Below are 25,642 nucleotides of genomic sequence, written 5' to 3' on the forward strand. Positions count from 1 at the left end.
CAATCAAGTCTAACGTGGCTGGTCAGTGTAACGCGGATGATCAATCCGATGCGGAGGATTCGTTCCGCGCGGCTGATCCGTTTGACGCGAGCAGCGAGGCTTCGTTCACGATCGCCTCGAACGCGGCCGGATCGTGGGCAAAGCGCCCCAGGAACAGACCATCGACCTTTCCCGCCAGACGGGTCAACAGGTCGGGGCCGGCGCTGCCGCCGTAGATCACGCTAGCAGACGGATGCGTTGAGAGATGATCCCGCAACCCCTGGCAGACCGCCGCAATGTGTGCCAGCGACGCCGGTTCCGAGGCACCGATCGCCCAGTGCGGTTCATAGGCGATCACCAGCGGCTGCGAGCGCTGTTCCGGCGTCGCCAGCGCCAGTGCCGAATCGATCTGATGCCGGCAGTCGGCAATGGCATCGCGCGGCTCGCCACGGTCGGATTCTCCGATGCAGAGCACCGGTATCAGCCCTTGCGCCAGGGCGATTCGTGTCTTGGTGGCGACGATGCCGTCATCTTCCGCGAACAGGCGTCGGCGCTCGGCGTGGCCGATCTCGACATAACGGCAGCCCATCTCGGCCAGCATGGCCCCGCTCACCTCGCCAGTATAAGCGCCGGGTGGCGCCTGATACAGGTTCTGGCCACCCACGCCGACTGGGGTGTTGGCGAAGCAGTCGAGTACCGGGGCGAGGGCGGGAAAGCTGGGCAGCACGAACAGCGACACCCGGCCGTCGATGACGGCCGGGTGGTGGGCGAGACGGTTGGCGATCTGGCGGCACCAGTCCAGGGTCTGGGCATAGCCGAAATACATCTTGAAGCTGATGCCCAGGGTAATCGGAGCGTGAGCCATGGCGTCCTCGCGCTGTGGAGCGTCATGTCATCGAGGGCGGGATCACCGGTCGATGACGGGTTGGATGGCGGCGACGATCAGGGAGAGGGAGACCGCACCGGGGTCCGGTGTACCGAGGCTCTTTTCGGCCAGCGGGCGGGCGCGCCCCATCTTCGGTCTGAGCTCGCAGGTGGCGGTCGCCGCCGCTTCGCAGGCCTCGGCGGCCTTGCGCCATGCCGTGGCGAGATCGTCTCCCGCGGCGACGGCTTGTTCAAGGATCTCGCTGAACGGTGCCAGCGCATCCACCAGGGTCTTGTCGCCCAGCTTGGCCTTGCCGAACGCCATCACATCGTTCTTGGCCTTGGCGATGCCTTCAGCATAGTCAGCCGGGGTCGGGTCGTCATCGTCGCCAAGCGTCACGCTGAGCGCGTTCAGCATCACGCCCCAGATGGCGCCGGAGGTGCCGCCGGCGCGATCCGACCAGGCCTCTGCGGCCATGCGCAACAGCGTGCCGGCCCCGGCACTGCGGCTCACCGCATCCTCGGCGGCCAGTTCCGCGGCGACCACGCCGCGCTGCATGCCGATGCCGTGATCGCCATCCCCGGCAATGGCGTCGAGCCGCCCCAGCTCCTCCACCTTCTGGTCGATGATCCTGCGCGTCGCGCTCAGCGCCTGATAGAGGCAGCGCGCGGCAGCGATCGATGCTTCGCTGGCTGGCGGAATGGCATCGACATCCGGGATGTCCAGCGCTGAGGCGTCGATCGGCGGGGCGGCCTCGAGACTGCCCTTGCGATAGGCGGGTGCATCCGCCGGCGCCTTCCAGAGCCGCTCCAACTCCTCGTCGAGCCAGAACAGCGTCAGCGAGGCGCCCGCCATGTCGAGACTGGTGACCAGTTCTCCCACTTCCGGTTCGACGATCTCCAGCCCGGCTTCCGTCAGCAACTGATTGACCCGGCGATAGACCACGAACAGCTCTTCGTACTTGATCGAGCCCAGGCCGTTGAGCAGCACCGAGGCTTTGGCACCTTTGACACTGCCGATGCCATCCGGGATCTCTTCCATCAGGTGGGAGACGAGCAGTTCGGCCAGGTCGTCGGCACTGGGCACGTCCTGCTCGCTGATTCCCGGCTCGCCGTGGATGCCCAGGCCCACCGCCATCTTGCCGGCGGGTACGTGGAACAGCGCATCCTTCGAGCCCGGCAGCGTGCAGCCGTCGAATGCCACGCCCATCGAGCGCGTACGCAGATTGGCCGCGCGGGAGACACGCACGACCTCCTCCAGCGAATAGCCCGCCTCGGCGGCCGCCGCCGCGATCTTGAACACGGTCAGGTCGCCGGCGATGCCGCGACGCTTGTGAAGCTCCTCCCGTCCGGCACTGGAGACATCATCGATGACCGCGACGATCTCGCAGGGGATGCCCTCGCGAATCAGGCGTTCCCGCGCCTGGCCGAAATGCAGCACGTCGCCGGCGTAATTGCCGAAGCTGAGCAGCACCCCGGCGCCATTGTTGGCAGCCTTGCAGACGTTGTAGACCTGCTGCGCCGACGGCGAGGCGAACAGATTGCCCATGACCGCGCCATGAGCCAGACCCTGGCCGACCAGCCCCGCGAAGGCCGGATAGTGGCCCGATCCTCCGCCGATAACGACGGCGACGGTGCCCGGCTCGCTGCGAGTGCTGCGAATGACCCCGCCGGGTACCTGGCAGACCCGTTGCGCATGCGCGGCGACGAACCCTTCGGTCGCTTCGTCGACGAAATTCACAGGATCGTTGTAAAGACGTGTCATGGCCGACGCTCCCGGCGATTGAGTGAATGTCAGACCGTGGACGATCAGTGTCCTGATACAGCCTGATGAAAATATGATCCAGGTTTGCGCATTTGGTTTCCTTGCTGCGCCTGCGACCATCATAGCGACCAAAGGGGGCGACGATATGCGACTTTGGTGGTGATAAAGCTCTTTTTCGCGCCCTTGTTTCGACGGTTTTCTTGTCGCTTCAGGCTGATTCTGCGCCGATTTTCGGGGTTTTGGCGCCTATGGATACACGACTTTATGCTCATATGAGTTATTCTTGTTCATATGATCGGTGTGTGGCTATGATGATGCCGTCGAGGTTCGACGTCATTGACAGCATGGAGGTGAGTGATGGCAAAGAAGTGGCGAGTGGCGCTGGGGTGTGACGAGGCTGCGTACGAAATGAAGCAGGCAATGATCGAGCACGTCAGGGCATTGGGGCATGAAGTCGAGGACTTCGGCACGCACGAGGCGAAGCCGGTGCTCTACCCGGACATCGCGATCGAGGTCGCGGAGGCGATAGCGGCAGGGCGCTACGATCGCGGCATTCTGATGTGCGGCACCGGCATTGGCGTGGCGATTTCCGCCAACAAGGTGGCTGGCATTCGCGCTGCACAGGCTCACGACACCTACTCTGCCGAGCGGGCACGCAAGAGCAACGATGCCCAGATCGTCACCATGGGGGCGCGCGTCATCGGCATCGAGTTGGCCAAGACGATCGCCGAGAGTTTCCTGGGTAACGAGTATGAGCCCGGCGGCCGCTCGCAGCCCAAGGTGGATCGGATCGAGGCCTATGAGCGCGAGCATCGTTGAATCGGGTTGCCTGGCTCGGCATCCTCCTGCGGAAGTCGGAAGTCGGAAGTCGGAAGTCGGAAGTCGGAAGTCGGAAGTCGGAAGTCGGAAGAGATTCAGGGGATCGGCGCGGCGGTCGAAGAGGTTGGGCGAAGCCGCGGGTAGCGATAGGCCTCGATCGGGTGATCATATGATCATCGATTATGGCTCTTCTGGATTCTGCCGACTGTGGCGGTTCGGTTGTCGATGGAATAATAACTTTTTGAAAAAAATAAAAATAATCGATCTTTCGTCGTGACCACTAAAGTCTGTCTTGCCCGTGTGGCAAGCGAAGCAGTAAATGATGAAGACAAATGGTGTTCATATGAACTCGATGAGTTTCATGTGAATGGTGGTAGAGATCGTTCCGGAGGGTTCTCCATGAAAATCGTCAAGGCGGGTGTGGTACTGGCGCTCGGCATTCTGGCATCCGCGGGGGTGGCATCATCGGCTCTCGCCGCCGATGGTCCGGGGACCGAGAAGAGTGAGAGCTATCGCTTCGTGGTGGTGCCGAAGGTCGTTCACCCCTGGTTCGACAAGGTCAACCAGGGAGCGCAGCAGGCTGCCGCCGCGATCAAGGCGCAGACCGGTTCCGACGTGGAGATCCAGTACTCGGCTCCCCAAAGCGCCAACGTTGCCCAGCAGAACGAAATCATCGAGCGTGCCATCTCGACGCGCCCCGACGGGATTATCGTCGATCTGCTCGATCCCAGCGGCAACCGCACCGTGTTGCAGGAGGCCCAGGAGCAGGGGATTCCGATCACGCTTTTCGATTCGATCAATCCCGAGGGCATGAACCTGACCACCGTCGGCAGCGATTTCTGCGAGCAGGCCGAGATGGCGGCCAACCGCTTGATCGAACTGCTGGATGGCGAGGGCAAGGTGGCGATCATGATGGGGGTGCCCACGGCGCCCAATCACGCCGAGCGGGCGCGCTGTGCGCAGGCCGTGTTCGACGCCCACGACGGTATCGAGGTCGTCGCGACCGGCGTCGACAACGATGACATCAACACCGCGCAGCAGCAGGCCTCCGCGATCATGCAGGCCAATCCGGATCTCGATGGGTGGGTCGCCTCGGACGCCGCGGGACCGGTCGGTATCGGCCAGGCGATCAAGGAGGCCGACAAGGTCGGCAAGGTTCAACTGGTCGGCCTCGACGACCTCAGTCAGATGCTGGTGCTGATCAAGGAGGGCGTGGCGGACTCCTCGTCGGCTTCGCGGCCAACCATGCAGGGCTACTGGTCGGTGATCAGCATGTGGCAGCTGGCAACCGGGGCGATCACACCCAATCATATCGACACCGGCAACATCATGATCACGCCCGATAACGTCGACTCCTTCATGGAGTGAGGCTCGGAACGCCCTCGTCAACAGCCGTGTATCGCTGGCGGGGCGGTTTCGACGATCCAACGCGAGAGTTTGCGGGAGGTGACGATGGCTTACTTGCATGTCGACCATGTCAGCAAGATGTTTCCGGGCGTCAAGGCGCTTGATGACATCGTGCTCGAGATCGAGATGGGCCAGGTGCACACGCTGGCGGGGGAGAATGGCGCGGGCAAGTCGACGCTGGTCAAGATTCTGACCGGCACCGAGAAGCCCTCCCAGGGGCGCGTGATGATCGATGGCCAGGATGCTGCAAGCCACGATCACCTGCACAAGACCATTGCCTATGTTCCGCAGGAGATCAATCTGTTCGGCAACATGACCGTGGCCGAGAACCTTTTCATGCCCTTTTCGCGCTCCCGGCGCGGGGGATGGCTGTTCAGGCGCCGCGAGCTGGAACGGGCGGCGCAGACCTGGATCGATCGATTCAAGATCGCGGCCAGGCCCGGCGACAAGGTGCGCCATATCTCTATCTCCGACCAGCAGCTGCTGCAGATCGCGCGGGCCTGCACCAACGAGTCGATGAAGATCCTGATTCTCGACGAGCCGACCTCCTCGCTGACGGAGACCGAGGTCGAGCGCGTCTTTCGGGTGGTGCGGGACGTGGTGTCCTCGGGCTGCGGCGTCGTCTTCATTTCGCACAAGTTCGACGAGATGTTCGCCATCAGCGACACCATCAGCGTGTTGCGCAACGGTCGCAAGATCGAGACGCGACCGGCGTCGCAGCTGGACGACCGCCAGCTGGTGTCGCTGATGTCGGGGCAGGAGGTCAAGACGGATAGCCGCCTGCAGCCCGAGGGCGGGAGCGGGGAGGTCATGCTGCGAGTCGAAGGCCTCTGCGGGAAAAGGTTCGAGGATGTCTCCTTCACGTTGCGACGGGGGGAGATCCTGGGGTTCGCCGGGCTGGTCGGGGCTGGCCGTTCCGAGGTGATGCAGACCCTGTTCGGCTTTCTGCCGGCCCGGTCCGGAAACGTCCAGTTGGAGGGGCGGGCGTGGCGGCTGGGAGACACGCACTACTCCATCCGCAACGGTCTTTTCTACCTCTCCGAGGAGCGCAAGTATCACGGCATCTTTCCCGGCCAGAGCGTGCGCCGCAATATCGGCATGGCATTGCTGCACGCCACGGCCCGCCACGGGGTGATCGACGCCCGCCGGGAGCGGGAGCGTGTCGGCGACATCGTGCGTGACTACGACATCAAGACCCCGACCATGAACAAGAACATCGCTTTCCTGTCGGGGGGCAATCAGCAGAAGGCGATCATCGGGCGCGCCATGGCCTGCGACCCTCGCATACTGATCTTCGATGAGCCGACCAAGGGGATCGATATCCGCACCAAAATGGAGATCTACCGGTTGATGAAGGTGCTGGCCGAGCGCGGCGTGGGGATCATCCTGGTGTCATCGGAGATGGATGAGTTGCGGCGTTGCGCCAATCGCATCATCACGCTCTACGAAGGGAAGGTCAGCGGAGAATTTCATATCGACCAGGCCAGCGGAGACGCGCTGGTCGGGGCCATCCACGGTCACGGGGGAAGCGGGCATGCTGCGTAAGGCAATGGGGTTCATGGTCAGCAATCCTCTGAGCGGTGTGGTGGGGGTGTTGGCGCTCATCGTGGTGGTGGCGTCGCTGCTGTCGGAGAATTTCCTGAACAGCTACAACCTGGTCATCATCGCTCGGTCGCTGGCCTTCATTGGCATGATCACCATCGCGCAGTCGATGTTGATGATCCTGGGAGAACTGGATCTGTCGCTCGGTGCCATCGGCGGCTTCTGCGGCGTGATCGGTGGCATCCTGATGGTGAAGGTGGGGCTGAACCCGTGGCTGGCATTCGCGCTCTGTCTGGCGATCGGGGCGCTGTTCGGGTTGCTCAATGGCCTGCTGGTGACGCTGCTCCGGCTGCCGTCGCTGGTGCTGACGATCGGCATGGCGGGTGTCTACGGCGGCCTCAACCTGGTCATCACCAAGGGGGTGGCGATTACCGGCATTCCCGCCGATATCGGCTTTCTCGGCAGCGGCAAGTGGGCCGGCCTGCCGGTACCATTCTGGATCATGCTGCTGTTTCTGGTCGTCGCCTGTTTCATCACGCTGAAGACGCCGTTCGGGCGCTACATGTATGCCGTCGGTAGCAACCTGTCGGCTGCCAGGATGTTGGGCATTCGCGCCGATCGTGTCCGCCTGGGCGTCTTCGCCTTCGCGGGCTTCCTGGCGGCGCTGGCCGGCATGCTGATGGTCGCCCGGCTGGGCTCGGCACAGCCCTCCATCGGGGATTCGTGGGTGCTGGGGCCCATCGCCGCCTCGGTGATCGGCGGGGTGCCGACCACGGGCGGCATCGGCACGCCATTGGGGGCGATCTTCGGCGCGGCGATCATCGGCGTCATCGAGAACGTGATCGTGCTGTTGGGCATCTCCCCGTACTGGCAGTCGATGGTGAGCGGCGCCATCGTGGTGATCGCGATCTCGCTGGATTCCATCTCGCGACGCTATTTCAAGCGCGATTGATCGTGAGGGATACGGTCGCGGTCGGTGCGGTCTTGCCGCGACACCGGCCGCCGGCTCCACGTACAAGACCGGACTCCCTTCCGTCGGCAATGATACGGCTCGAATGGCCTTGCTACCCGTGCTTTACGATCGAGAGTCGTTCATTTTATTCATACCGATGAACATATGATCGTGTTTGGAGCATTCTAACGCATTTGTTTCCCGCCCATTCTCTCGAACCTTGCCGTGTGCTCGTCGATAACTTTAGTCGTAGCGTACCAAATGCATTCATTTTAAAGTTATATTTATCAATAAGATGAAAATCGTTTGCCTAAAGTCTTAGAGTGCATTTTCGCGTTGCGTATTGATGTCTTTTCCGCTGCTGAGATAAAAACATATGACCGAATATTGATCATGTGTTTAAGCCTGGGAGATCTTCCATGAGCGACTCCACCGCGACATCCACGCAAGCGACTTCCCTCGACGACATCCCCCGAACGATGAAAGCGGTAGTCGCCTACGCGCCCAATGATTATCGCTACGAAGAGGTGCCGGTCCCCGAGATCGACGACAAGGAGATCCTGGTCAAGGTCGAGGGTTGCGGCATCTGCGCCGGGGACATCAAGTCCTACGACGGCGCGCCCAGCTTCTGGGGCGACGAGACACAGCCCGCCTATATCAAGGCGCCGATGATCCCGGGGCACGAGTTCATCGGCCGAGTGGTGAAGGTCGGTTCCCATGTCGAAGGTTACGCCGTCGGCGATCGCGTGATTTCCGAGCAGATCGTGCCGTGCTGGAACTGTCGCTTCTGCGGTCGAGGGCAGTACTGGATGTGCGAGAAGCACGACCTGTACGGCTTCCAGAACAACGTTAACGGCGGTATGGCCGAGTACATGAAGTTCACCAAGGAGGCGATCAACTACCACGTCCCCGAGGAAATGCCGCTGGAGAAGGCGATCCTGATCGAGCCTTACGCCTGCTCGTTGCATGCGGTGCAGCGTGCCAGGATCGAACTGGGCGACGTGGTGGTGCTCTCCGGCGCCGGCACCCTGGGGCTCGGCATGGTCGGTGCGGCCAAGAAAGCGGGCGCCGAGAAACTGATCGTGCTCGACCTGTTCGACGACCGCCTGGAACTGGCCAAGAAGTTCGGCGCCGACCTGACCCTCAATCCCAAGCGCGACGACGTGGTCTCGATCATCAAGGAGATGACCGAGGGCTACGGCTGCGACGTCTACATCGAGGCGACCGGGCATCCCAAGTCGGTCGAGCAGGGGCTGTCGATGATTCGCAAGCTGGGGCGTTTCGTCGAGTTCAGCGTGTTCAAGGATCCGGTCAGCGTCGACTGGAGCATCATCTCCGACCGCAAGGAGCTGGACGTGCTGGGCTCCCATCTCGGCCCGTACTGTTATCCGCTGGTCATCGAGGGGATCCGCAACGGCGATTTCCCGACCGAAGGGGTGGTGACTCACAAGCTGCCGCTGGAAAAATACGAGGAAGGCTTCGAGCTGATGAAGAGCGGATCGAAGTCACTGAAGATCGTGTTGATCCCGTGATTTCGGCGCGTGGTCGGCGGTCGCTCCCGCCCCGCGCAGACGAAGACAGCGGTATCAGGAGAGAGGGCTCGAAGCGATGAGTACAACAGTTGCCAGTCGGCCAGCAGCGCCGGGCAAGCTGAAAGGGCGCCTGATCATCGGTGCCTGCGTGGTCGTGGTGCTGGCCGCGATGGCCTGGGACACCAAGGTCGTCGAGATCGGCACCGAAGCCGAGCTGGCCGGGGGATTCTCCGCCGAGACCTATGGCGGGGAGCATTTCCCGGCCATTCAGGCGAGCGTCGAGGAGCGCGCCGTCGATGCCGGTGAACTGGCGTCGGCGGTGCTTGCGGATTCGACGGCGGCGGGTCAGAAGTATGGTGTCGGCGATGGTTTCGGCCCGGTGGTGCCGGTCACTTTCAGCGGGACGTTCGGTGAGGCGCGCTCAGGCATCTATACGGTCGAAGCCGAAGGCGTGCCCGAGGAGATCACGCTGCGCGTGCAGACCGGCCCGGCGATCAATGGCACCGACCTGCGCGACGCCACCGGCGAGATCTCGTTCGGTGAGTTCGCCAACCAGATCGAGTATCAGAACGCGGGGGCGTCGATCAATGACGCGATGAAGCAAGCGGTGCTGGCGGATATCGATACCGCCGACCTGAGCGGCAAGACCGTCAGGGTGACCGGCGTGTTCAAGCTGATCAATCCCAAGAACTGGCTGGTGACGCCCGTCAGCATGGAGGTGCAGTGATGGCTTCCTCTTCGAGTCGGCCCGCTCCCGCCTGCGAACCGGTCGACGATATCGTCCTGTCGGCGCGGGATGTCGCCAAGTCGTTCGGCAGCGTGCATGCGCTCAAGACGGTCAACTTCGGCGTCTATCGCGGCCAGGTGACCACGCTGTTCGGCGAGAACGGGGCCGGCAAGTCGACGCTGATGAAGATCCTGTCCGGCGTGATCCAGCCGACCTCCGGCGAGATCGTGCTGGAGGGCGAGCCGGTACGCTTCGCCTCGACCACCGATGCCCAGCGCCTGGGCATTTCGATCATCCATCAGGAGTTGAGCCTGGCGCCCAACCTGAGCGTGCGCGACAACATCTTCATGGGCCGCGAGATCAAGGGGCCGACCGGTATCGACTATGCCGAGGAGGCGCGTCAGACCCGGGCGTTGATGGAGGAGCTCGACGAGCCGATCGATCCGCTGACGCCGGTGGAGGACCTGCGCCTGGGGCAGCAGCAGATCGTCGAGATCGCCCGGGCGCTGTCGGTGAACTCGCGCATCCTGATCATGGACGAGCCGACCTCGGCGCTGTCGGCGACCGAGGTCGAAGTCCTGTTCCGGGTGATTCGCGACCTCAAGAGCCGCGGGGTATCGATCGTCTATATCTCCCACCACCTGGAGGAGGCGCTGCTCATCACCGATCACGCGGTGGTATTGCGCGATGGCGTGATGACGGCCTACGCCAGGCGAGCGGATATCGACCTGGAGTGGATCGTGCGCAACATGGTCGGCGAGAACTTCGATCTCGGCTCGCCGCCGACCGGTCACGCCCTGGGCGAGGTGGCGCTGTCGCTGGAGGATGTCAGCGTCGCCGATACCGCAGTGCCGGAGCGCTCGGTGGTCGATCATCTGTCGCTGGAGGTCCGCGCCGGCGAGATCGTCTGCATCTATGGCCTGATGGGCGCCGGGCGCACCGAACTGCTCGAGTGCGTGGCTGGTCGCGTGCCGCTGAGCGGTGGGCGGGTGGTGCTGGAAGGCGAGGACGTCTCGCACCTGAGCATCGCCGAGCGCATCGCCAAGGGCCTGGTGCTGGTGCCGGAAGACCGGCAGCGCGATGGCCTGGTCCAGACCATGTCGGTGGGCGAGAACCTGTCGCTGGCCAGCATCAAGGCGTTCACCCGCTGGCTGCTGACCTCGGGAAGCCGCGAGCGCGGCGTGGTCGACGAGTCGATCGCCAACGTCCATATCAAGACCGACGGGCCCAGGGCCGAGATCGGCTCGCTCTCCGGCGGCAATCAGCAGAAGGTGGTGATCGGCAAGATGCTGGCGACCCATCCCCGGGTGGTGGTGCTCGACGAGCCGAGCCGCGGTATCGATATCGGGGCCAAGGCCGAAGTGTTCAAACTGCTGGCGGAAGGGGCTGCCAAGCAGGGGCTGGCGGTGATCTTCTCCACCTCCGAGGTCGGCGAATGCCTGAGCATCGCCCATCGCATCGTGGTGATGAGCCGCGGACACATCGCGGCGGAGTTCGGCGCCGACGTCTCCAAGGAACAGATCATGGCCGCCTCGGGCGAGGCCGTGGTCGCGTGAGCGCTTTTACTCGAAGGGAGTTTTGATTATGTCCAAGCACAGCCAAGCGCCAGCGCGCCAGGGTGGCGGCTTCGATCTGGGGCGGATACTGCTCGAGGGTCGCGCCTTCTTCGCCCTGATCGCGATCATCATCATCTTCTCGGCGTTGTCGCCGGTCTATTTCTCGACCAACAACTTCCTGACCATGTCGTCCCACGTGGCGATCTTCGGGCTGCTGTCGATCGGCATGCTGCTGGTGATCCTGACCGGCGGCATCGATCTGTCGGTGGGCTCGACCCTGGGACTGTGCGGGGTGGTCGCGGGCTTTCTGATGCAGGGCGTGAGCTTCGACATGTTCGGTGTCACGCTCTATCCGCCGGTGTGGGTGGTAGTCATCCTGACCTGCGCGGTCGGCGCGTTCATCGGCGCCATCAACGGCGTGCTGATCGCCTACTTCAAGGTACCGGCCTTCGTCGCCACCCTGGGATTGCTCTACGTCGCCCGCGGCGTGGCGCTGCTGATGACCGATGGTCTGACCTACAACAACCTCGGCGGCAGCCCGGAACTGGGCAACACCGGGTTCGACTGGCTGGGGTTCAACCGCCTGTTCGGTGTGCCGGTGGGAGTATTGATTCTGGCCGCGGTGGCGATCGTCACGATCCTGGCGCTGGCGCGCACGCCGTTCGGACGCTGGGTCTACTCGACCGGCGGCAACGCGCGGGCGGCCGAGCTTTCCGGCGTGCCGGTCAAACGGGTGCAGGTTTCGGTCTACGTGCTCTCCGGTATCTGCGCGGCGATAGCCGGGCTGGTGCTGTCGTCCCAGTTGACCTCTGCCGGCCCCACCGCGGGCACCACCTACGAACTGACCGCCATTGCCGGCGTGGTGATCGGTGGCGCGGCGCTGACCGGCGGCCGCGGCAACGTGCGCGGCACCCTGCTCGGCGCCTTCGTGATCGGGTTCCTGTCCGACGGGCTGGTGATCATCGGCGTCTCCTCCTACTGGCAGACCGTGTTCACCGGTGCCGTGATCGTGCTGGCGGTGTTGCTCAACAGCATCCAGTACGGCGGGCGCAAGAAGCGCGTGGCCACGCCTGCAGAACCAAAGGCACCCGATAACCCCTCTTCTCCGGCCTCGAGCGGCAATGCCGCGCGCGTGACATCCGAGGCGGAAAGTACAGCCGGTAAACCGGCAACACAGCACTAGCCTGACCGTTGCACGCTAGTCATCACAATCGCAAAAGAAGGGTGATCCATCATGTTCAAGACAGGAAAACGCCTGCTGATCGCAGCCCTCGCCGTGAGCGCGCCGTTGCTCGCCGGAAGCGCCATGGCGCAGGACAAGGGACTGATCTCGGTCATCGTCAACGATACCTCCAACCCCTACTGGTTCACCGAGGGCAAGATCGCCCGGGAAACGGCCGAGGAGTTGGGGTATCGCGCCAACGTCAGCGCACACAAGGGTGATACCAATACCGAGAGCCGCCAGATCGATACTGCGATTACCAATCAGGCCAAGGCGATCATTCTCGACCCCGCCAATGCCGATGGTTCCGTCGGTGCGGTGCGCAAGGCCGTCGAAGCCGGTATCCCGGTGTTCCTGGTCAATGCGGAAATCAACGAGCAGGGGCTGGCCAAGGCGCAACTGGTATCCAACAACGCCCAGGGTGCCGCCCTCGGCGCGCAGCAGTGGGTACAGACGGTCGGCGACTCGGCCAACTACGTCGAGCTGAAGGGAGCGCCGTCGGACAACAACGCCGCGACACGCTCCAACGGCTACAAGACGGTGTTGAGCCAGTACCCGGATCTCAACAAGGTCGGCGAGGACGTCGCCAACTGGGACCGCACTCAGGGCTTCAACAAGATGCAGAGCCTGTTACAGGCCAACCCTGACATTCAAGGCGTGATCAGCGGCAACGACGAGATGGCACTGGGCGCGATCGCCGCACTCAAGGAAGCCGGCAAGCTGGACGATGTCGTGGTCGGTGGCTTCGACGGTTCGCCAGACGCCGTCGACGCGGTCAAGTCCGGCGAGCTCGCCTATACCGTACTGCAGCCGGTGGCGATCTTCTCCAAGGCCGCGGTGCAGATGGCCGACAAGTTCATCACCACCGGCGAAACCGGTGTCCAGGGCGAGAAGCACCTCTTCGATTGCATCCTGATCACCCCGGATAACGTCGACAAGTATGTCTCGCCGTTCGTGCTCAAGCAGTAAGACGCAAAGCCGTTCGTCGATCCACCGCCGCGGGCCCTGGCCCGCGGCGGTTTCGTTTGTCGGTGTCGTTTACGGTCAAGCTTCGATCAGGCGATAACGGATCTCGGCCTCGTCCAGCGTGGCGCGATGCTCGGCGGCAAGGCTTTCGTCGATCAACACGAGGTCGAACTCCTTGAGATCGGCCAGCCGATGCAGCGCGCCGTGGCCGAACTTGGCGCTGTGGACGAGCAGGATCCGGCGCTCTGCCGCCGCCATCTGGGCGCGCTTGATCTGGGTCACCGTCGGGTCCTGAACATAGGCGGTAGTGCCGAGGATGGCCGATGCGGAAAGCACCGCCACATTGGCACGCAGGTTGGCGAGCGTCTGTTCGCAGAGCAGGCCGAAGGTGGCATTGAAGCGGGGCTGGTAGTCGCCGCCCAGGGTGATCAACTTGATGCCGCTGGCGGCCTTGAGCCGGTCGATGCTCTCCAGGCCGTTGGTGATCACGGTCAGTGGCTCCCGCGCCGGCAGCAGCAGGGCGAGTTCGGCGGCAGTGGTGGAGTCGTCCAGCATCACCGCTTCGCCGGACGCGATCTCCTCCAGCGCCGCACGGGCCAGCGCCTGCTTTTCCCGCGTGGCGATATGCGAACGCAGTGCGAAGTTGCTTTCGAACACGCTGGAAGAGCGGGTGGTGACCCCGCCATGCTGCTTGTTGACCATGCCCTGATCGGAGAGGGCGTCGAGATCGCGGTGTACCGTCATCCGGCTGACGCCGAAGCGCTCGGCCAGCTCGTCGACCTGGGCGGAGCCGGCCTGGATGATGTAGTCCAGCATCGCCTGGCGGCGCGCTGGTGCCCCCCGTGTCACGGTGCGAGGGGTCATGGTCGTGGGTGAAGTCATGACGCTCCCGTCGTCAACACGACCTTGATCGAGTCGCGCCGGGCGGCGATCTCGAAGCCGCGCTCGAAGTCGGCCAGCGGAACACGATGGGTGACGATGCCGCGAGTGGTCACCAGCCCGCGGGCCAGCAGGTCGATCGCCACCGGGTAGGTGTGCGGCGAGAGATGCGAGCCGCGGATATCCAGCTCCTTGCGGTCGCCGATGGTGGACCAGTCGACGCTGGTGGGCTCCTTGAACACGCTGAACTCGACGAACCGACCGAGCTTGCGTAGCGACTCCAGGCCCTGGACCACGCCGCTCGAGGAGCCCGTGGCGTCGATGTAGACCTCGCAACCGTAACCGCCGGTGAGTGCCCGAACTTCCTTGGCAACATCGTCGCGATGCGGATTGAGGCCGTGATCGGCGCCGTAGTCGCGGGCCAGGGTCAGGCGGTCGTCATGGGTGTCGACCAGAATCAGCCGTTTGGGCGTCTTGAGCCTGGCGAGCTGGACCATGGCCAGGCCGATCGGGCCGCCACCGGCGATCACCACGGTATCGTCGAACTGGATGTCGGCGCGGTTGACGGCGTGGATGCCGCAGGCCAGGGGTTCGAGAAAGGCGGCATCCTCGAGGCTCAGGCCCGGGTCGACCGGGTGCAGCACCGCATTGGCCGGCACGCGCAGGTATTCGGCCATGCCCCCATCGGCCACGCCGCCCTGGAAGCCGAAGATATGATGCACTTCGCACATCCAGTAGTGGCCGCGCTGGCAGTAGAGGCATTTGCCGCAGGGGAGAATCTGTTCCGGCACGACGCGATCCCCGAGCGCAACGCCGAAGTGTTCCCCGGCATCGTCGCCCAGTGCGACGACTTCACCCGCGAATTCGTGGCCGACGATCATCGGTGGCTTGACGAAGGGGGCAAAGCGGTCGCCGTCGCCCCAGTACATGGCGGCGCCGTCGCGGCACTTGAGATCGCTCGAGCAGATGCCGCAGGCCTGGATTCCCAGAATCAGCTCGTTGGGGCCGGGGCGGGGCGTGGGCACGCGCTCCAGCCGGTAGTCGCCGGGGCCGCGACAGACCACGGCTTGCATGTCATCGGGTAGCATCGTCACGGTCTCCTGAATTGGTGAGCGAAGATCCACGTCAAACGTCGCCGACTACAGATAGTCTTCGATGTTGTCCTGGTCTATGAATACATGTCCGGTATCGATGTACTCGGGCACTTCTGCACCATTGGCGCGCTGCCAGGCGCTGATGATGAACCAGTAACCCATCAGTCTGGGGCGGAGTGCGGAGGTGGAATCGATGACGCCTTCCTGGATCAGGCTCAGGGTCTGGTTGAGGTCATCGATACCGACGATCTTGATCTCACCTGCCTTGCCGGCCTCCTTGACTGCCTGGCCGATGCCGATGGGGCCGGCGGCATTTGAGGGAATCCAGCCATCCAGCTCGGGATGGGCCTGCATGATCGCCGCCGCTTGATTCTGTGCCGTGGAGATACTGTCGTTGTCGACACCGGTGGCGACGACTTCGATATCGGGATGACGATCGAATACCGCGCGGCTGCACTCGGCGCGCTGCGCGTGGTTGGACGCCGTTGGCACGCCCATCATGATGGCGACGTTGCCTTTCCCGTCGAGGAGTTCGACCAGGCGTTCCGCCGCCACCATCGCCTGGGTGCAGTAGTCGCTGCCGACGACGGGCAGGTGCATGTCCTCGATACCCTTGTCGTCGATGACCGAGACGGGGATCTCCTGCTCCAGGGCCTCGCGGATCACGGCGCGGTTGCCGGTGGGGTCGAGCAAGTCGGTAATGATGGCGTCGGGGCGAGTCGCAATGGCTCTCTCGAGTATCTGATTCTGCTCGGCGACGCTGGCACTCTGGGGGGCGGTGTATTGGACCGTGACCTCGGCACCGGTCAGGCGCTGAATCTCACCAGCGGCTTCCTGAGCCCCCTCGTTGAGCTGGTCGAACCAGGGGTGCACGACCTTGGGAACCACCACAAAGCGATACTGGCGCTGAGCATCATCGGCATGAGTCGTGGTGGATATTGCCCACAGGGCCAACGAAAGCACCCAAAGCACGTTTCGAAGCATGGCGTTATACATGATGTTCAACTCCTGCGAGGAGAATGTTTTTTGTTGAAGTGTGTCGGGTAGCGCTGTAACTGCGATCGGCGATGAAGAGATAACATCAAAAAGTGATGGTTCGCCCTATGACTTTGGTCTCGTTGAAATTATGTTTTCACGGACTAAATTTTAAATAATTGAATATAAATACATTTTTCATATTTATATTTTTATTTAACACCATCGTCTAACGTCCGTGGATAACAAAATAGTGTTAGAAATGGCGCTCACGAAGCTCTCGCACGATGGATAAGTGTGCCGAGGGACGAAATCAACGGGAGGCAGCCATGTCACGCGGTTATCTGCTGGGGCTGGACGGTGGCTCCAGTTCCACCAAGGCGGTGATCTTCGATACCCAGGGCAACGTCGTGGGGATTGGGCGGGAATCTTCCCGGCTCGAGCATCCCCAGGCCCACTGGGTCGAGCGTGACATGAACGTCGCCTGGGCGAGCGCCGCCGAATCGATACGTGCCGCCCTGGCGGCCGCCGGCCTGGAGGGCGGCGAGATACTGGCGGTGGGCGTCACGGCCCACGGCGACGGGCTCTACCCCCTGGATCGCAAGGGTGAGCCGCTCGGCCACGCCATCACCTCGCTGGACAGTCGTGCCGCGGGTATCGTCGAGCGCTGGTGCCAGCAGGGCATACGCGACGAGGCGCTGGCGCGGATCGGGCAGATGCCTTTCGCCTTCTCGCCGGTAGCCTTGCTGGCGTGGCTGCAGGCCAACCAACCCGAGCGCTACGCCGCTCTCGCCCACGTCCTGACCTGCAAGGACTGGCTGCGATTCAAGCTGACCGGCGAGATCGCCACTGACTTCACCGAGGCCAGCACCGGCTACACCGACGTCAACACCCAGCGCTACAGTCGCGACGCACTGTCGATGCTGGGCATCGCGTCGGTATTCGAGGCCCTGCCCGACGTTCGCCTGCCCGAGGAGGTCGCCGGCCAGGTCTGCGAGTCGGCAGCGCGCGCCACCGGCCTGAAAGCCGGTACGCCGGTCGCCGCAGGGTTGCATGACGTTACCGCCAGCGCGGTGGGGCTGGGCAACGTCGAGTCGGATACGCTGACCATCGCGGCCGGCACCTTCAGCATCAACGAGGTCTTTTCCGACGCGCCCAAGCCCGATCCGCGCTGGGCGACACGCAACGGACTACGCCCTGGCCAATGGCTCAACATGGCGATTTCACCGGCTTCCTCCAGCAATCTCGAATGGTTTCATCGTCAGTGGGGGCAGCCGGGAGATGGCGGCACGGGCGCCTTTTTCGCCGAGATGGAAGCGTCGCTGGACGCCGCTTTCCGTAGCCCGTCACGACTGGTCTACCACCCGTTCCTTTATGGTTCGCCCTACGATGAACCGGCCAGTGCCGGCTTGTTCGGTCTCCAGGGATGGCACGACCGTGGCCATGTCCTGCGTGCGATCCTGGAAGGGGTGGTGTTCAATCACCGGGTGCATGTCGATGCCCTGGCTTCGACCTTCGCCATCGAGCGCGTGCGCATCACCGGCGGCGGCAGTCACTCGCCGCGGCTGGCCCAACTGTTCGCCGATTCGTTGGGTCGGCCGCTGCAAACGTCGCGAATCCAGGAGGCCGCGGCCTGGGGCGCCGCGATCTGCGCCGGCGTGGCAGCCGAAGTGTTTCCCGCCATCGAGTCGGCCACGTCGCTTTGCGAGGTCGACCACCGCTACAGCCCCGATTCGGAGCGCCAGGCCGCGTGTCAGCAGGGCTTCGAGCGCTACCAGCGCTTGATCGAGGGGATGAGAACGCTATGGGCGACGCTGGACGTCGAGGCGTCGTCCCCGGATTCACCCGACACTTCGGCGGAATCCACGCCAACGATGGGAGCAAGACAATGACGGAACCCGCCAATGCCATGCCGCCGACGCGTCGGCAGACACTGGATCGCTTGCGGGCGGATCCCGCGGTGTCGGTGCTGATCATTGGTGCCGGAATCAACGGCGCCGGGCTGTTCCGCGATCTGGCGCTGCAGGGCGTCGATACGCTGATCGTCGACAAGCAGGACTTCTGTGCCGGCGCCAGTGCCGCGCCGTCGCGACTGATCCATGGTGGACTCAAATATCTCGAGACCGGCGAGTTCCGGTTGGTGGCGCAGTCGACCCGCGAGCGCAACCTGCTGCTGCGCAACGCGCCGCACGTGGTGCATCCGCTGCGCACGGCGATGCCGACGCACAGCTGGTGGGGCGGGATCTGGCCGTCGATCCAGCGTTTCTTCCGTCGTCCGGCAAAGATCGACGACCGCGGTATCCTGATCAGTGAAGCGGGGCTGACGCTCTACGATTTCCTCGGCCGCCATTTCCGCAGCATGCCGCGTCATTCGGTGACGCTGGGGCGCAAGGTACGGGAATCGTTGCCGGACATCCGCCACGACGTGCGGGCGCTGCACACCTACTACGACGCCGCGATCAGCCAGGCCGAGCGGCTCGGGTTCGAGCTGATCGACGACGGCTGCAGAGCCCATCGCGGCGCGATGGCGCTCAATCACGTCACCCTGACCGGTAGTGACGGTGAAGCGATAACCTTCGACGATGAAGAGGGCAACGCGTTCCAGGTTCGTCCGCGGATCATCGTCAATGCCGGCGGTGCCTGGATCGACGAGATCAACCGCCAGTTGGGGCAGGAAACACGGCATATCGGCGGCACCAAGGGCGGGCACCTGATCGTCGACGTGCCGCAGATTCGCGATCAGCTCGACGGGCGCATGATCTATTTCGGCACGCCCGATGGTCGCATCTGCCTGATCTATCCATTCATGAGTCATGTGCTGGTCGGTGCCACCGATATCCGCTGCACCGACCCGGACCAGGCCGTCTGCGACGACGACGAGCGCGATTACCTGCTCGAAGCGGTGCATTACCTGTTTCCCGAGGTGACGATCGGTCCGGATCAGGTCCGCTACCGCTATAGCGGCGTGCGACCACTGCCGCACAGCGACGCCGCCGATCCGGGCCAGATCAGCCGCGATCACGCCATCGTCGAGGATCGCATCCACGACTGGCCGGTATTATCCCTGGTGGGTGGAAAATGGACCACGTTTCGCGGGTTTGCCGAAGAGGTGGCCGACGACCTGCTGGCGAGGCTGGGCCGCCGGCGCGAGGTCGGTACCCGGCAGTTGGCCATCGGTGGCGGGCGCGACTTTCCCCGCGATGCGACGTCGCGGGAGGCGTGGCTCGCCAGGGTGACCGCCATCTGCGAGGGCGACCGGCATCGGGCCATTACCTTGCTGGATCGCTACGGCACGCGGGGCGAGGCGGTGGCACGTCACTGTGCGGGGATGAGCGCTGGCGGGGCCTGCCGCCAGCGGCCCCTGGATTCGCTGCCCGGTTATTATATCGGAGAGATCGATTTCGTCTGCCGCTTCGAGCGTGTCGAGCATCTGGCGGATGTGCTGTTCCGGCGTCTGCCGATCGCGTTGGCCGGCCTGCTCGACGACGCGGTGATCGAGGAGATCGCGACGCTGTGCAGCGGGGTCCTGACGTGGTCGGAGGCCCGTTGCCGGGATGAGATCGACAGGGTACGGGAGATCGCCGTACGCGCACACGGTGTCTCGCTCGGCCCGGGCGCCGACGACACGACGGCGAGTGGCGACGAGCCGCTCTCTTCCACATCGGGAAACGCCCCGCGCAAGGGGACTTCCTCCACTCAGGAGCCAGCGTCATGACCAGCATGCTCTCTGCCAGCGGATTGCGAACGGGGCGGCTGTTTCGCCGCGAGACCGGCCTGACCTGCATGGTGGCGTTCGATCGCACACTACTGGCGGGCCCGGTGGAGCATGCGATCGATGCGCGCCGAACCTGCGAAGCCATCGTCACGTCGCGACCGGATGCGGTACTGCTGTCGCCGGGCGCGCTCAAGTCCTGCGGGGACCTGTTCGCCGACAGTCGGGCTCCCAGAATCGTGCTGCGAATCGACTATCCGATGGTGGGCGACTTCACCCTGGCGGGAGAGGAGCATCATCGCATGATCGCTACCCCTGCCCAGGCGCAGGCGATGGGCGCGGATGCCGTGGTGATGTGCCTGATCTCCGGTTACGACGACCCCCGGCGCGAGGCCGACAATCTCGAGGCGGTGGCGGAGACCGCGCGTCAGTGCGAGGCGATCGGACTGCCGCTGATCGTCGAGGCGGTGGTGTGGGGGGCCAGGGAGGAAGGTCTGCTCGATGGCGAGCGTATCGCACGAATCGCGAGGATCGCCGCCGAGCTGGGGGCCGACTTGATCAAGGCGCAGTACACCGGTGACCCCAAGGATATGCGGGCTCTGGTAGCGAGCTGTCCGGTGCCGGTGCTCGTTCTGGGCGGGGCGGCTATGAACGATGACGAGGCGCTGACGCGTTTTACCCGTGATGCGCTGGATAACGGCGCCAGCGGGGTGATCTTCGGTCGCAACGCCTGGCAGCGCGAAGGCGTGACCGGTGGCATCGAGCGGCTGGTCGCTATCGTGCAGGGAAGTGGCGCCGAGTGAGGCGACGCGACGCGTGTCGAAAGCGATGGCGGCGGTGGCAAAACATAGGCAGCTAGCTATTCTGTGTGTAGACTTTTGTACCCTGCCCCGACCCGCTCGGGATAGCGATGCCGTGCGTCGTTTCACCCGTCCTTCCGACCGGCGGCGCTGCGTTTTGTCAGGCGGGCCGCGCATGCGGGCCGCAATCAGTGAACGAAGGGATCTCCGTACGCCATGAGCGAATACTCTCTGTTTACCTCTGAATCCGTGTCCGAAGGTCACCCGGACAAGATCGCCGATCAGATTTCCGATGCCGTTCTCGACGCCATCATCGCTCGGGACAAGCAGGCACGCGTCGCCTGCGAAACATTGGTCAAGACCGGCGTGGCCATCGTGGCCGGCGAGATATCCACCACCGCCTGGGTCGACCTGGAAGATCTCGTGCGCAAGGTGATCATGGATATCGGGTATACCTCGTCCGAGGTCGGCTTCGATGGCGAAACCTGTGGCGTGATCAATCTGATCGGCAAGCAGAGTGTCGATATCGCCCAGGGCGTCGACCGCAGCAAGCCCGAAGATCAGGGCGCGGGCGATCAGGGCCTGATGTTCGGCTACGCCACCAACGAGACCGAGTCGTTCATGCCGGCGCCGATCCACTACTCGCATCGTCTCGTCGAACGTCAGGCGGAACTGCGCAAGAACGGCACGCTCTCGTGGCTGCGCCCGGACGCCAAGAGCCAGATCACCTTCACCTACGACGACCAAGGCCAGCCCAACGGGGTCGATGCAGTGGTGCTCTCGACCCAGCACGATCCGGACATCTCCCAGGACGACCTGCGCAAGGCGGTGGAAGACCTGATCATCCGCGATGTGCTACCGGCGAAGTGGATTCACGACAACACTCGCTTCCATATCAACCCAACCGGCAAGTTCGTGATCGGCGGCCCGGTAGGCGATTGCGGCCTGACCGGGCGCAAGATCATCGTCGACACCTACGGTGGCATGGCGCGTCACGGTGGTGGTGCGTTCTCCGGCAAGGATCCCTCCAAGGTTGATCGCAGCGCCGCCTACGCCGGGCGTTACGTGGCCAAGAACATCGTCGCCGCGGGGCTGGCCGACAAGTGCGAGATTCAGGTCTCCTACGCCATCGGCGTCGCAGAGCCGACCTCGGTGTCTATCAACACCTTCGGCACCGCCCGGATCAGCGAAACCAAAATCATCGAGCTGGTGCGTGAGCACTTCGACCTGCGTCCGCACGCGATCACGCGGATGCTCGACCTGCTCCACCCGATGTACCAACTGACCGCGTCCTATGGGCACTTCGGCCGCGAGCCGTTCGAGTCCAGCTATACCTGGACCGACGTCAACGGTGAAACGCAGACCGAGACCTTCACCGCCTTCCCCTGGGAGAAGACGGACAGGGCCGAGGCCTTGAAGGCCGCCGCTGGGCTGTGACGACGATCCCCGGGCTCGGCCAGCGGTACAGGACAAAGCGGACCCGCCTACCGGGTCCGCTTTTTTGATGAGTCTTCGGCGGGATGCACCTGCATCATGGCTGCCACCGTGACGAGCCACTATCGTTGCATGACGGGGCGGGAACTCCATCGGCAATTCGTTACGTTCGGCGACGACAGGAAAGGATTCGATGCTGGAAATCGCAGCACTCTTCATCACGATCACCGCGCTGTTCGCGTGGTTCAACTACCGCTTCATCAAGTTACCGGCGACGATCGGGGTGATGTTCATCTCGCTGGTGACATCGGTGCTGCTGATCGCGTCGAGCCATCTCGGATTCGACGCGATCACCGACTGGGCCGAAGCCTGGCTGGGACAGATCAACTTCAACGCCCTGCTGATGGACGGGATGCTCTCGTTTCTGCTTTTTGCCGGGGCTCTGCATGTCGATTTTCACCAGTTGAAGCGCTATCGCTACTCGATCGGCCTGCTTGCCACCGTCGGCGTGGTGATCTCGACGGTGGTGATCGGCAGTGCCGCCTGGTGGCTCTTCCGCACTTTTCACATCGGCGTGCCCTATCTCTATTGCCTGGTCTTCGGCGCCTTGATCTCGCCGACGGACCCGATTGCCGTTCTCGGCATCATGCGCAGTGCCGGTGCGCCGGAGGACATGGAGATCAAGATTGTCGGCGAGTCGCTGTTCAACGATGGTGTCGCGGTGGTGGTGTTCACCATGCTGCTGGGGGCGGCGACCGCGACAGAGGCGCTGACGGTGGCGCACTCCGCGATACTCTTTCTGGAAGAGGCGGGTGGCGGCATGCTGCTCGGGCTGGTCATGGGGTATGTCGCCTACCGGTTGATGAAGAGCATCGACCAGTACCAGATCGAAGTGCTGGTGACGCTGGCTCTGGTGCTGGGTGGCTACACGCTGGCGACGCATCTGCAGGTATCGGGGCCCATCTCGATGGTCATCGCCGGACTGTTCATCGGCAATCGTGGGCGCGAACACGCCATGTCGGAGACGACCCGGCGCTACGTCGATGGCTTCTGGGAGCTCATCGACGAGATCCTGAACGCGGTGCTGTTCGTCTTGATCGGCCTCGAGCTACTGCTGATTCCCTTCGAATGGTCGTATCTGATCGTCGCGGGCCCGGTGATCGGCGTGATCCTGCTGACGCGCCTGGCCACCATCGGCCTGCCCATCGTCGTGTTGAGCCGCTGGGTTCACTTTCGCCACGGAACCACGCGCGTACTCACCTGGGGTGGGTTGCGGGGCGGGATCTCGGTAGCGCTGGCGCTGGGCCTTCCCGAGAGCGATTACCGCAATACGCTGGTGATGGTGACCTACCTCATCGTGCTGTTCTCGATTCTGGCCCAGGGCTTGACCATTGGCGGCGTCGTACAACGGGTATTATCGCAGGGATCCGGCAAGTCTTAGACTTTAGTGGTATGTGGCGGCGCAGGCATGGTATCGGCGCCGGGCGTTCCTTACTCTTGTGTCATTGTGTTGTATCTTTTTCTTCGGCCGACCGGCCGATGGTATTCAAAATGACGGGGTGAACCATGATGTTACGCACAGGGATGCTGGTCGCGGCACTAGGCCTGTCCGGCGCGCTGCTGGTGGGCTGCGGCGACGACAGCGATGATCAGGCGAAGAGCGAGACTCAGGAACCGTCGTCCTCCCAGCAGGAATCCCAGTCCTCCGGTTCCGACACCCAGGAGATGGCCGCTTCCGACACCTCCGGCAGCGGCAGTAGCGAAGGCAGCGGTGGCGGCGAACCCGTCAACCTGATCTTCGGCACCGGCGGGACCGGCGGTAGCTACTATCCCATCGGCGGGGCACTGAAGGGGGTGTTCGAGAAGAGCGACCTGGTCGACGGCGTGCAGGTGGTCTCGACCGGCGCCTCCGTGCAGAACATCAACAACATCAACGACGGCCTGAACCAGGTCGCCATCGTGATGAGCGACGTGGCCTATGACGCGGTCAAGGGCCAGAACCAGTTCGACGGCCAGCCCGCCGACATCGAAACCATCGCCGGGATGTATCCGAACGTGGTGCAGGTCGTCGCCACCGCCGATAGCGATATTCACAGCGTTGCCGACCTGAAAGGCAAGCGAGTCGGCGTCGGCAAGGTCGGATCCGGTGTGGAGCAGAGCGCCGCCAAGGTGCTGGAGTCCGCGGGATTGAGCTACGACGACCTGGCCCAGGTCAGCCATACCGGTTACGCCGATAGCGTCACCGAGATGAGCAATGGCAATCTCGATGCCGCGTTCTTCACCTCCGGCGTTCCCAATTCCAGTATCACCGGTCTGATGCAGAGCACCGACATCACCTTCGTGCCGGTCAGTGGTGACGTCGCCTCCACGCTGCTGGAGAAATACCCGTACTACGAGAGCTACGAAATCCCGGCTGGCGCCCCCGAGCGTTACAACCTGGGCGATGCCGTGGACACGGTGGCGATCCGCAACATCATGATCGTGCCCTCCTCCATGCGGGACGATGTCGCCGCGGATCTGGCCAAGCGCTTCCACGACTATCTGGAATCCGGCAACGTTTCCGTCGGCGCGCTCAAGCAGTTCGATCCTGCGACCATGGACCAGAACCTGGTCGTGCCGTTACATCCGGGCGCCAAGGCATACTACGACACACTGGCTTCCAGTGACGATGGCGCGAATCAGCCGGCAGAGGGCGTTTCGACGAGTGCCGACGCCACGGCGTCCGACTCGGCCAATGCCGATGCGGCAACAACCGATGCCGACGGCGCCGAAGCCGAACCGGCGAAGCAAACCAGCGCCGAGACGCCCGAGGACAATGTCGATCCGGCCGAAGGCAGCGATACCAGCGGTAGCGAAAACGCTCAGGATAAAGAACCGCAATCCTGAGTGTGGGTGATCGCGTGTCCGGCAAGTCATGACGCGTAAAACGGGACTGAGTCTGGCAGCGGTGGCGATCCTGACGATAGCCACCGCGCTGTATCCGCTACCGTGGCTCGTCGTGCGTGACGGACCCCAGTGGCGGTTTGCCTTTCCCGGGTGGCAGGGCACGACGTTCACGCTGCGCTGGATGCACTCGGTCGAGAAGGAAGACTGGGAAGAGTGGTTCGAGGTGACCGCCGATGACGCCATCGAGATCACCGGGACGCGCTTCAAGACCTTCGGCGCTGGCGTACCGTCGCATGCCGGTACCGAGACCCATCTCGAGGATGGGTGGGTAGTGATGACGGGGATCGATCGCGTGGTCGATCCGCTGGCGGTGCAAGCGGCGGTGGAAGAGCATTACCGTCTGATTTTCGCCGGCCATACCATTCCCCTGTCGCGTGGCGACCCTCCCGTCATATTGACCTTTTCCATACTCAGGGTGCCGTTGTGGCAAGTCTTGCCGGCACTGGTGCGGCCCTGGTTATCATAGATCCC

Annotated in this window: 21 protein-coding genes; 16 read left to right on the forward strand and 5 right to left on the reverse strand. The window is 63.5% G+C overall.

The genetic code is table 11. The features are described 5' to 3' along the window. Positions 1-40: 40 nt before the first annotated feature. Complete coding sequence (locus F0A16_RS19760; protein ID WP_149437479.1) at positions 41-844, reverse strand: triose-phosphate isomerase family protein; 804 nt, start codon at positions 842-844, stop codon at positions 41-43. A gap of 42 nt (positions 845-886) precedes the next feature. Further along, positions 887-2,608: a dihydroxyacetone kinase family protein gene (locus tag F0A16_RS19765; protein ID WP_149437481.1), complete on the reverse strand. Its 1,722-nt coding sequence runs from the start codon at positions 2,606-2,608 to the stop codon at positions 887-889. 357 nt (positions 2,609-2,965) lie between these two features. Here F0A16_RS19765 and rpiB point away from each other — a divergent pair, with 357 nt between their 5' ends. The 9 genes from rpiB to F0A16_RS19810 all read left to right on the forward strand — a co-directional run bounded on the left by rpiB (position 2,966) and on the right by F0A16_RS19810 (position 13,334). Continuing rightward, the gene (gene rpiB, locus F0A16_RS19770; protein ID WP_149437483.1) at positions 2,966-3,427 is read left to right on the forward strand and encodes a ribose 5-phosphate isomerase B; all 462 of its coding nucleotides are present in this window, start codon (positions 2,966-2,968) and stop codon (positions 3,425-3,427) included. 399 nt (positions 3,428-3,826) lie between these two features. Further along, positions 3,827-4,795: a substrate-binding domain-containing protein gene (locus F0A16_RS19775; protein ID WP_149437485.1), complete on the forward strand. Its 969-nt coding sequence runs from the start codon at positions 3,827-3,829 to the stop codon at positions 4,793-4,795. 84 nt (positions 4,796-4,879) lie between these two features. After that, positions 4,880-6,379, forward strand: a complete 1,500-nt coding sequence (locus F0A16_RS19780) for a sugar ABC transporter ATP-binding protein (RefSeq protein WP_149437487.1) — start codon at positions 4,880-4,882, stop codon at positions 6,377-6,379. Continuing rightward, the gene (locus F0A16_RS19785) at positions 6,369-7,328 is read left to right on the forward strand and encodes an ABC transporter permease (RefSeq protein ID WP_149437489.1); all 960 of its coding nucleotides are present in this window, start codon (positions 6,369-6,371) and stop codon (positions 7,326-7,328) included. Before F0A16_RS19780 ends, F0A16_RS19785 begins: the two co-directional genes overlap by 11 nt. A gap of 419 nt (positions 7,329-7,747) precedes the next feature. Further along, positions 7,748-8,860 (forward strand): MDR/zinc-dependent alcohol dehydrogenase-like family protein, encoded by a 1,113-nt coding sequence (locus F0A16_RS19790; protein ID WP_149437491.1) that lies wholly within the window; start codon positions 7,748-7,750, stop codon positions 8,858-8,860. 76 nt (positions 8,861-8,936) lie between these two features. Beyond that, positions 8,937-9,587 carry a DUF2291 family protein gene (locus F0A16_RS19795; RefSeq protein WP_149437493.1) on the forward strand — a complete coding sequence of 217 codons (651 nt, stop codon included), beginning with the start codon at positions 8,937-8,939 and terminating at the stop codon, positions 9,585-9,587. Continuing rightward, positions 9,587-11,143, forward strand: coding sequence for a sugar ABC transporter ATP-binding protein (locus F0A16_RS19800; RefSeq protein ID WP_149437494.1), 1,557 nt, complete (start codon positions 9,587-9,589; stop codon positions 11,141-11,143). The genes F0A16_RS19795 and F0A16_RS19800 overlap by 1 nt, the downstream gene beginning before the upstream one ends. A 28-nt stretch (positions 11,144-11,171) precedes the next feature. Then, a complete protein-coding gene (locus F0A16_RS19805; RefSeq protein WP_149437496.1) occupies positions 11,172-12,326 on the forward strand; it encodes an ABC transporter permease in 1,155 nt (384 codons plus the stop codon). 51 nt (positions 12,327-12,377) lie between these two features. Next, positions 12,378-13,334: a D-ribose ABC transporter substrate-binding protein gene (locus F0A16_RS19810; protein ID WP_149437498.1), complete on the forward strand. Its 957-nt coding sequence runs from the start codon at positions 12,378-12,380 to the stop codon at positions 13,332-13,334. A gap of 75 nt (positions 13,335-13,409) precedes the next feature. On the opposite strand, the gene F0A16_RS19815 is transcribed toward F0A16_RS19810, so the two are convergent. From F0A16_RS19815 to F0A16_RS19825, 3 genes are read right to left on the reverse strand one after another with little or no spacing between them, the layout of a single operon-like run. Then, on the reverse strand, positions 13,410-14,213 hold the full coding sequence (locus F0A16_RS19815) for a DeoR/GlpR family DNA-binding transcription regulator (RefSeq protein ID WP_223119838.1): 804 nt from the start codon (positions 14,211-14,213) through the stop codon (positions 13,410-13,412). Beyond that, a complete protein-coding gene (locus F0A16_RS19820; RefSeq protein WP_149437500.1) occupies positions 14,210-15,298 on the reverse strand; it encodes an alcohol dehydrogenase catalytic domain-containing protein in 1,089 nt (362 codons plus the stop codon). Before F0A16_RS19820 ends, F0A16_RS19815 begins: the two co-directional genes overlap by 4 nt. Positions 15,299-15,349: 51 nt before the next feature. Further along, positions 15,350-16,300: a substrate-binding domain-containing protein gene (locus F0A16_RS19825; RefSeq protein WP_223119839.1), complete on the reverse strand. Its 951-nt coding sequence runs from the start codon at positions 16,298-16,300 to the stop codon at positions 15,350-15,352. A gap of 308 nt (positions 16,301-16,608) precedes the next feature. Here F0A16_RS19825 and F0A16_RS19830 point away from each other — a divergent pair, with 308 nt between their 5' ends. The 7 genes from F0A16_RS19830 to F0A16_RS19860 all read left to right on the forward strand — a co-directional run bounded on the left by F0A16_RS19830 (position 16,609) and on the right by F0A16_RS19860 (position 25,637). After that, positions 16,609-18,171, forward strand: a complete 1,563-nt coding sequence (locus F0A16_RS19830; RefSeq protein ID WP_187776088.1) for an FGGY-family carbohydrate kinase — start codon at positions 16,609-16,611, stop codon at positions 18,169-18,171. Then, positions 18,168-19,994 carry a glycerol-3-phosphate dehydrogenase/oxidase gene (locus F0A16_RS19835; protein WP_223119840.1) on the forward strand — a complete coding sequence of 609 codons (1,827 nt, stop codon included), beginning with the start codon at positions 18,168-18,170 and terminating at the stop codon, positions 19,992-19,994. The genes F0A16_RS19830 and F0A16_RS19835 overlap by 4 nt, the downstream gene beginning before the upstream one ends. Then, the gene (locus F0A16_RS19840) at positions 19,991-20,794 is read left to right on the forward strand and encodes a class I fructose-bisphosphate aldolase (RefSeq protein ID WP_149437505.1); all 804 of its coding nucleotides are present in this window, start codon (positions 19,991-19,993) and stop codon (positions 20,792-20,794) included. The genes F0A16_RS19835 and F0A16_RS19840 overlap by 4 nt, the downstream gene beginning before the upstream one ends. Before the next feature lie 213 nt (positions 20,795-21,007). Next, the gene (gene metK, locus F0A16_RS19845) at positions 21,008-22,228 is read left to right on the forward strand and encodes a methionine adenosyltransferase (protein WP_149437507.1); all 1,221 of its coding nucleotides are present in this window, start codon (positions 21,008-21,010) and stop codon (positions 22,226-22,228) included. 190 nt (positions 22,229-22,418) lie between these two features. After that, complete coding sequence (locus F0A16_RS19850) at positions 22,419-23,666, forward strand: cation:proton antiporter (protein ID WP_149437509.1); 1,248 nt, start codon at positions 22,419-22,421, stop codon at positions 23,664-23,666. 125 nt (positions 23,667-23,791) lie between these two features. Then, the gene (locus F0A16_RS19855; RefSeq protein ID WP_149437511.1) at positions 23,792-25,111 is read left to right on the forward strand and encodes a TAXI family TRAP transporter solute-binding subunit; all 1,320 of its coding nucleotides are present in this window, start codon (positions 23,792-23,794) and stop codon (positions 25,109-25,111) included. Between the two features lie 28 nt (positions 25,112-25,139). Further along, positions 25,140-25,637, forward strand: coding sequence for a DUF1850 domain-containing protein (locus tag F0A16_RS19860; RefSeq protein ID WP_149437513.1), 498 nt, complete (start codon positions 25,140-25,142; stop codon positions 25,635-25,637). Positions 25,638-25,642: the final 5 nt, after the last annotated feature.

Origin of the sequence: Salinicola corii, from assembly GCF_008298015.1 — a bacterium.
GTDB lineage: Bacteria > Pseudomonadota > Gammaproteobacteria > Pseudomonadales > Halomonadaceae > Salinicola > Salinicola corii.

Excerpts from the sequence above, each read along its gene's own strand:
- F0A16_RS19805 (WP_149437496.1), top strand. The coding sequence starts at position 11,172 with ATGTCCAAGCACAGCCAAGCGCCAGCGCGCCAGGGTGGCGGCTTCGAT.
- F0A16_RS19790 (WP_149437491.1), top strand. The coding sequence starts at position 7,748 with ATGAGCGACTCCACCGCGACATCCACGCAAGCGACTTCCCTCGACGAC.
- rpiB (WP_149437483.1), top strand. The coding sequence starts at position 2,966 with ATGGCAAAGAAGTGGCGAGTGGCGCTGGGGTGTGACGAGGCTGCGTAC.
- metK (WP_149437507.1), top strand. The coding sequence starts at position 21,008 with ATGAGCGAATACTCTCTGTTTACCTCTGAATCCGTGTCCGAAGGTCAC.
- F0A16_RS19825 (WP_223119839.1), bottom strand. The coding sequence starts at position 16,300 with ATGTATAACGCCATGCTTCGAAACGTGCTTTGGGTGCTTTCGTTGGCC.
- F0A16_RS19830 (WP_187776088.1), top strand. The coding sequence starts at position 16,609 with ATGTCACGCGGTTATCTGCTGGGGCTGGACGGTGGCTCCAGTTCCACC.
- F0A16_RS19810 (WP_149437498.1), top strand. The coding sequence starts at position 12,378 with ATGTTCAAGACAGGAAAACGCCTGCTGATCGCAGCCCTCGCCGTGAGC.
- F0A16_RS19840 (WP_149437505.1), top strand. The coding sequence starts at position 19,991 with ATGACCAGCATGCTCTCTGCCAGCGGATTGCGAACGGGGCGGCTGTTT.
- F0A16_RS19860 (WP_149437513.1), top strand. The coding sequence starts at position 25,140 with ATGACGCGTAAAACGGGACTGAGTCTGGCAGCGGTGGCGATCCTGACG.
- F0A16_RS19850 (WP_149437509.1), top strand. The coding sequence starts at position 22,419 with ATGCTGGAAATCGCAGCACTCTTCATCACGATCACCGCGCTGTTCGCG.
- F0A16_RS19815 (WP_223119838.1), bottom strand. The coding sequence starts at position 14,213 with ATGACTTCACCCACGACCATGACCCCTCGCACCGTGACACGGGGGGCA.
- F0A16_RS19785 (WP_149437489.1), top strand. The coding sequence starts at position 6,369 with ATGCTGCGTAAGGCAATGGGGTTCATGGTCAGCAATCCTCTGAGCGGT.
- F0A16_RS19780 (WP_149437487.1), top strand. The coding sequence starts at position 4,880 with ATGGCTTACTTGCATGTCGACCATGTCAGCAAGATGTTTCCGGGCGTC.
- F0A16_RS19795 (WP_149437493.1), top strand. The coding sequence starts at position 8,937 with ATGAGTACAACAGTTGCCAGTCGGCCAGCAGCGCCGGGCAAGCTGAAA.
- F0A16_RS19775 (WP_149437485.1), top strand. The coding sequence starts at position 3,827 with ATGAAAATCGTCAAGGCGGGTGTGGTACTGGCGCTCGGCATTCTGGCA.
- F0A16_RS19855 (WP_149437511.1), top strand. The coding sequence starts at position 23,792 with ATGATGTTACGCACAGGGATGCTGGTCGCGGCACTAGGCCTGTCCGGC.
- F0A16_RS19765 (WP_149437481.1), bottom strand. The coding sequence starts at position 2,608 with ATGACACGTCTTTACAACGATCCTGTGAATTTCGTCGACGAAGCGACC.
- F0A16_RS19835 (WP_223119840.1), top strand. The coding sequence starts at position 18,168 with ATGACGGAACCCGCCAATGCCATGCCGCCGACGCGTCGGCAGACACTG.
- F0A16_RS19800 (WP_149437494.1), top strand. The coding sequence starts at position 9,587 with ATGGCTTCCTCTTCGAGTCGGCCCGCTCCCGCCTGCGAACCGGTCGAC.
- F0A16_RS19820 (WP_149437500.1), bottom strand. The coding sequence starts at position 15,298 with ATGCTACCCGATGACATGCAAGCCGTGGTCTGTCGCGGCCCCGGCGAC.
- F0A16_RS19760 (WP_149437479.1), bottom strand. The coding sequence starts at position 844 with ATGGCTCACGCTCCGATTACCCTGGGCATCAGCTTCAAGATGTATTTC.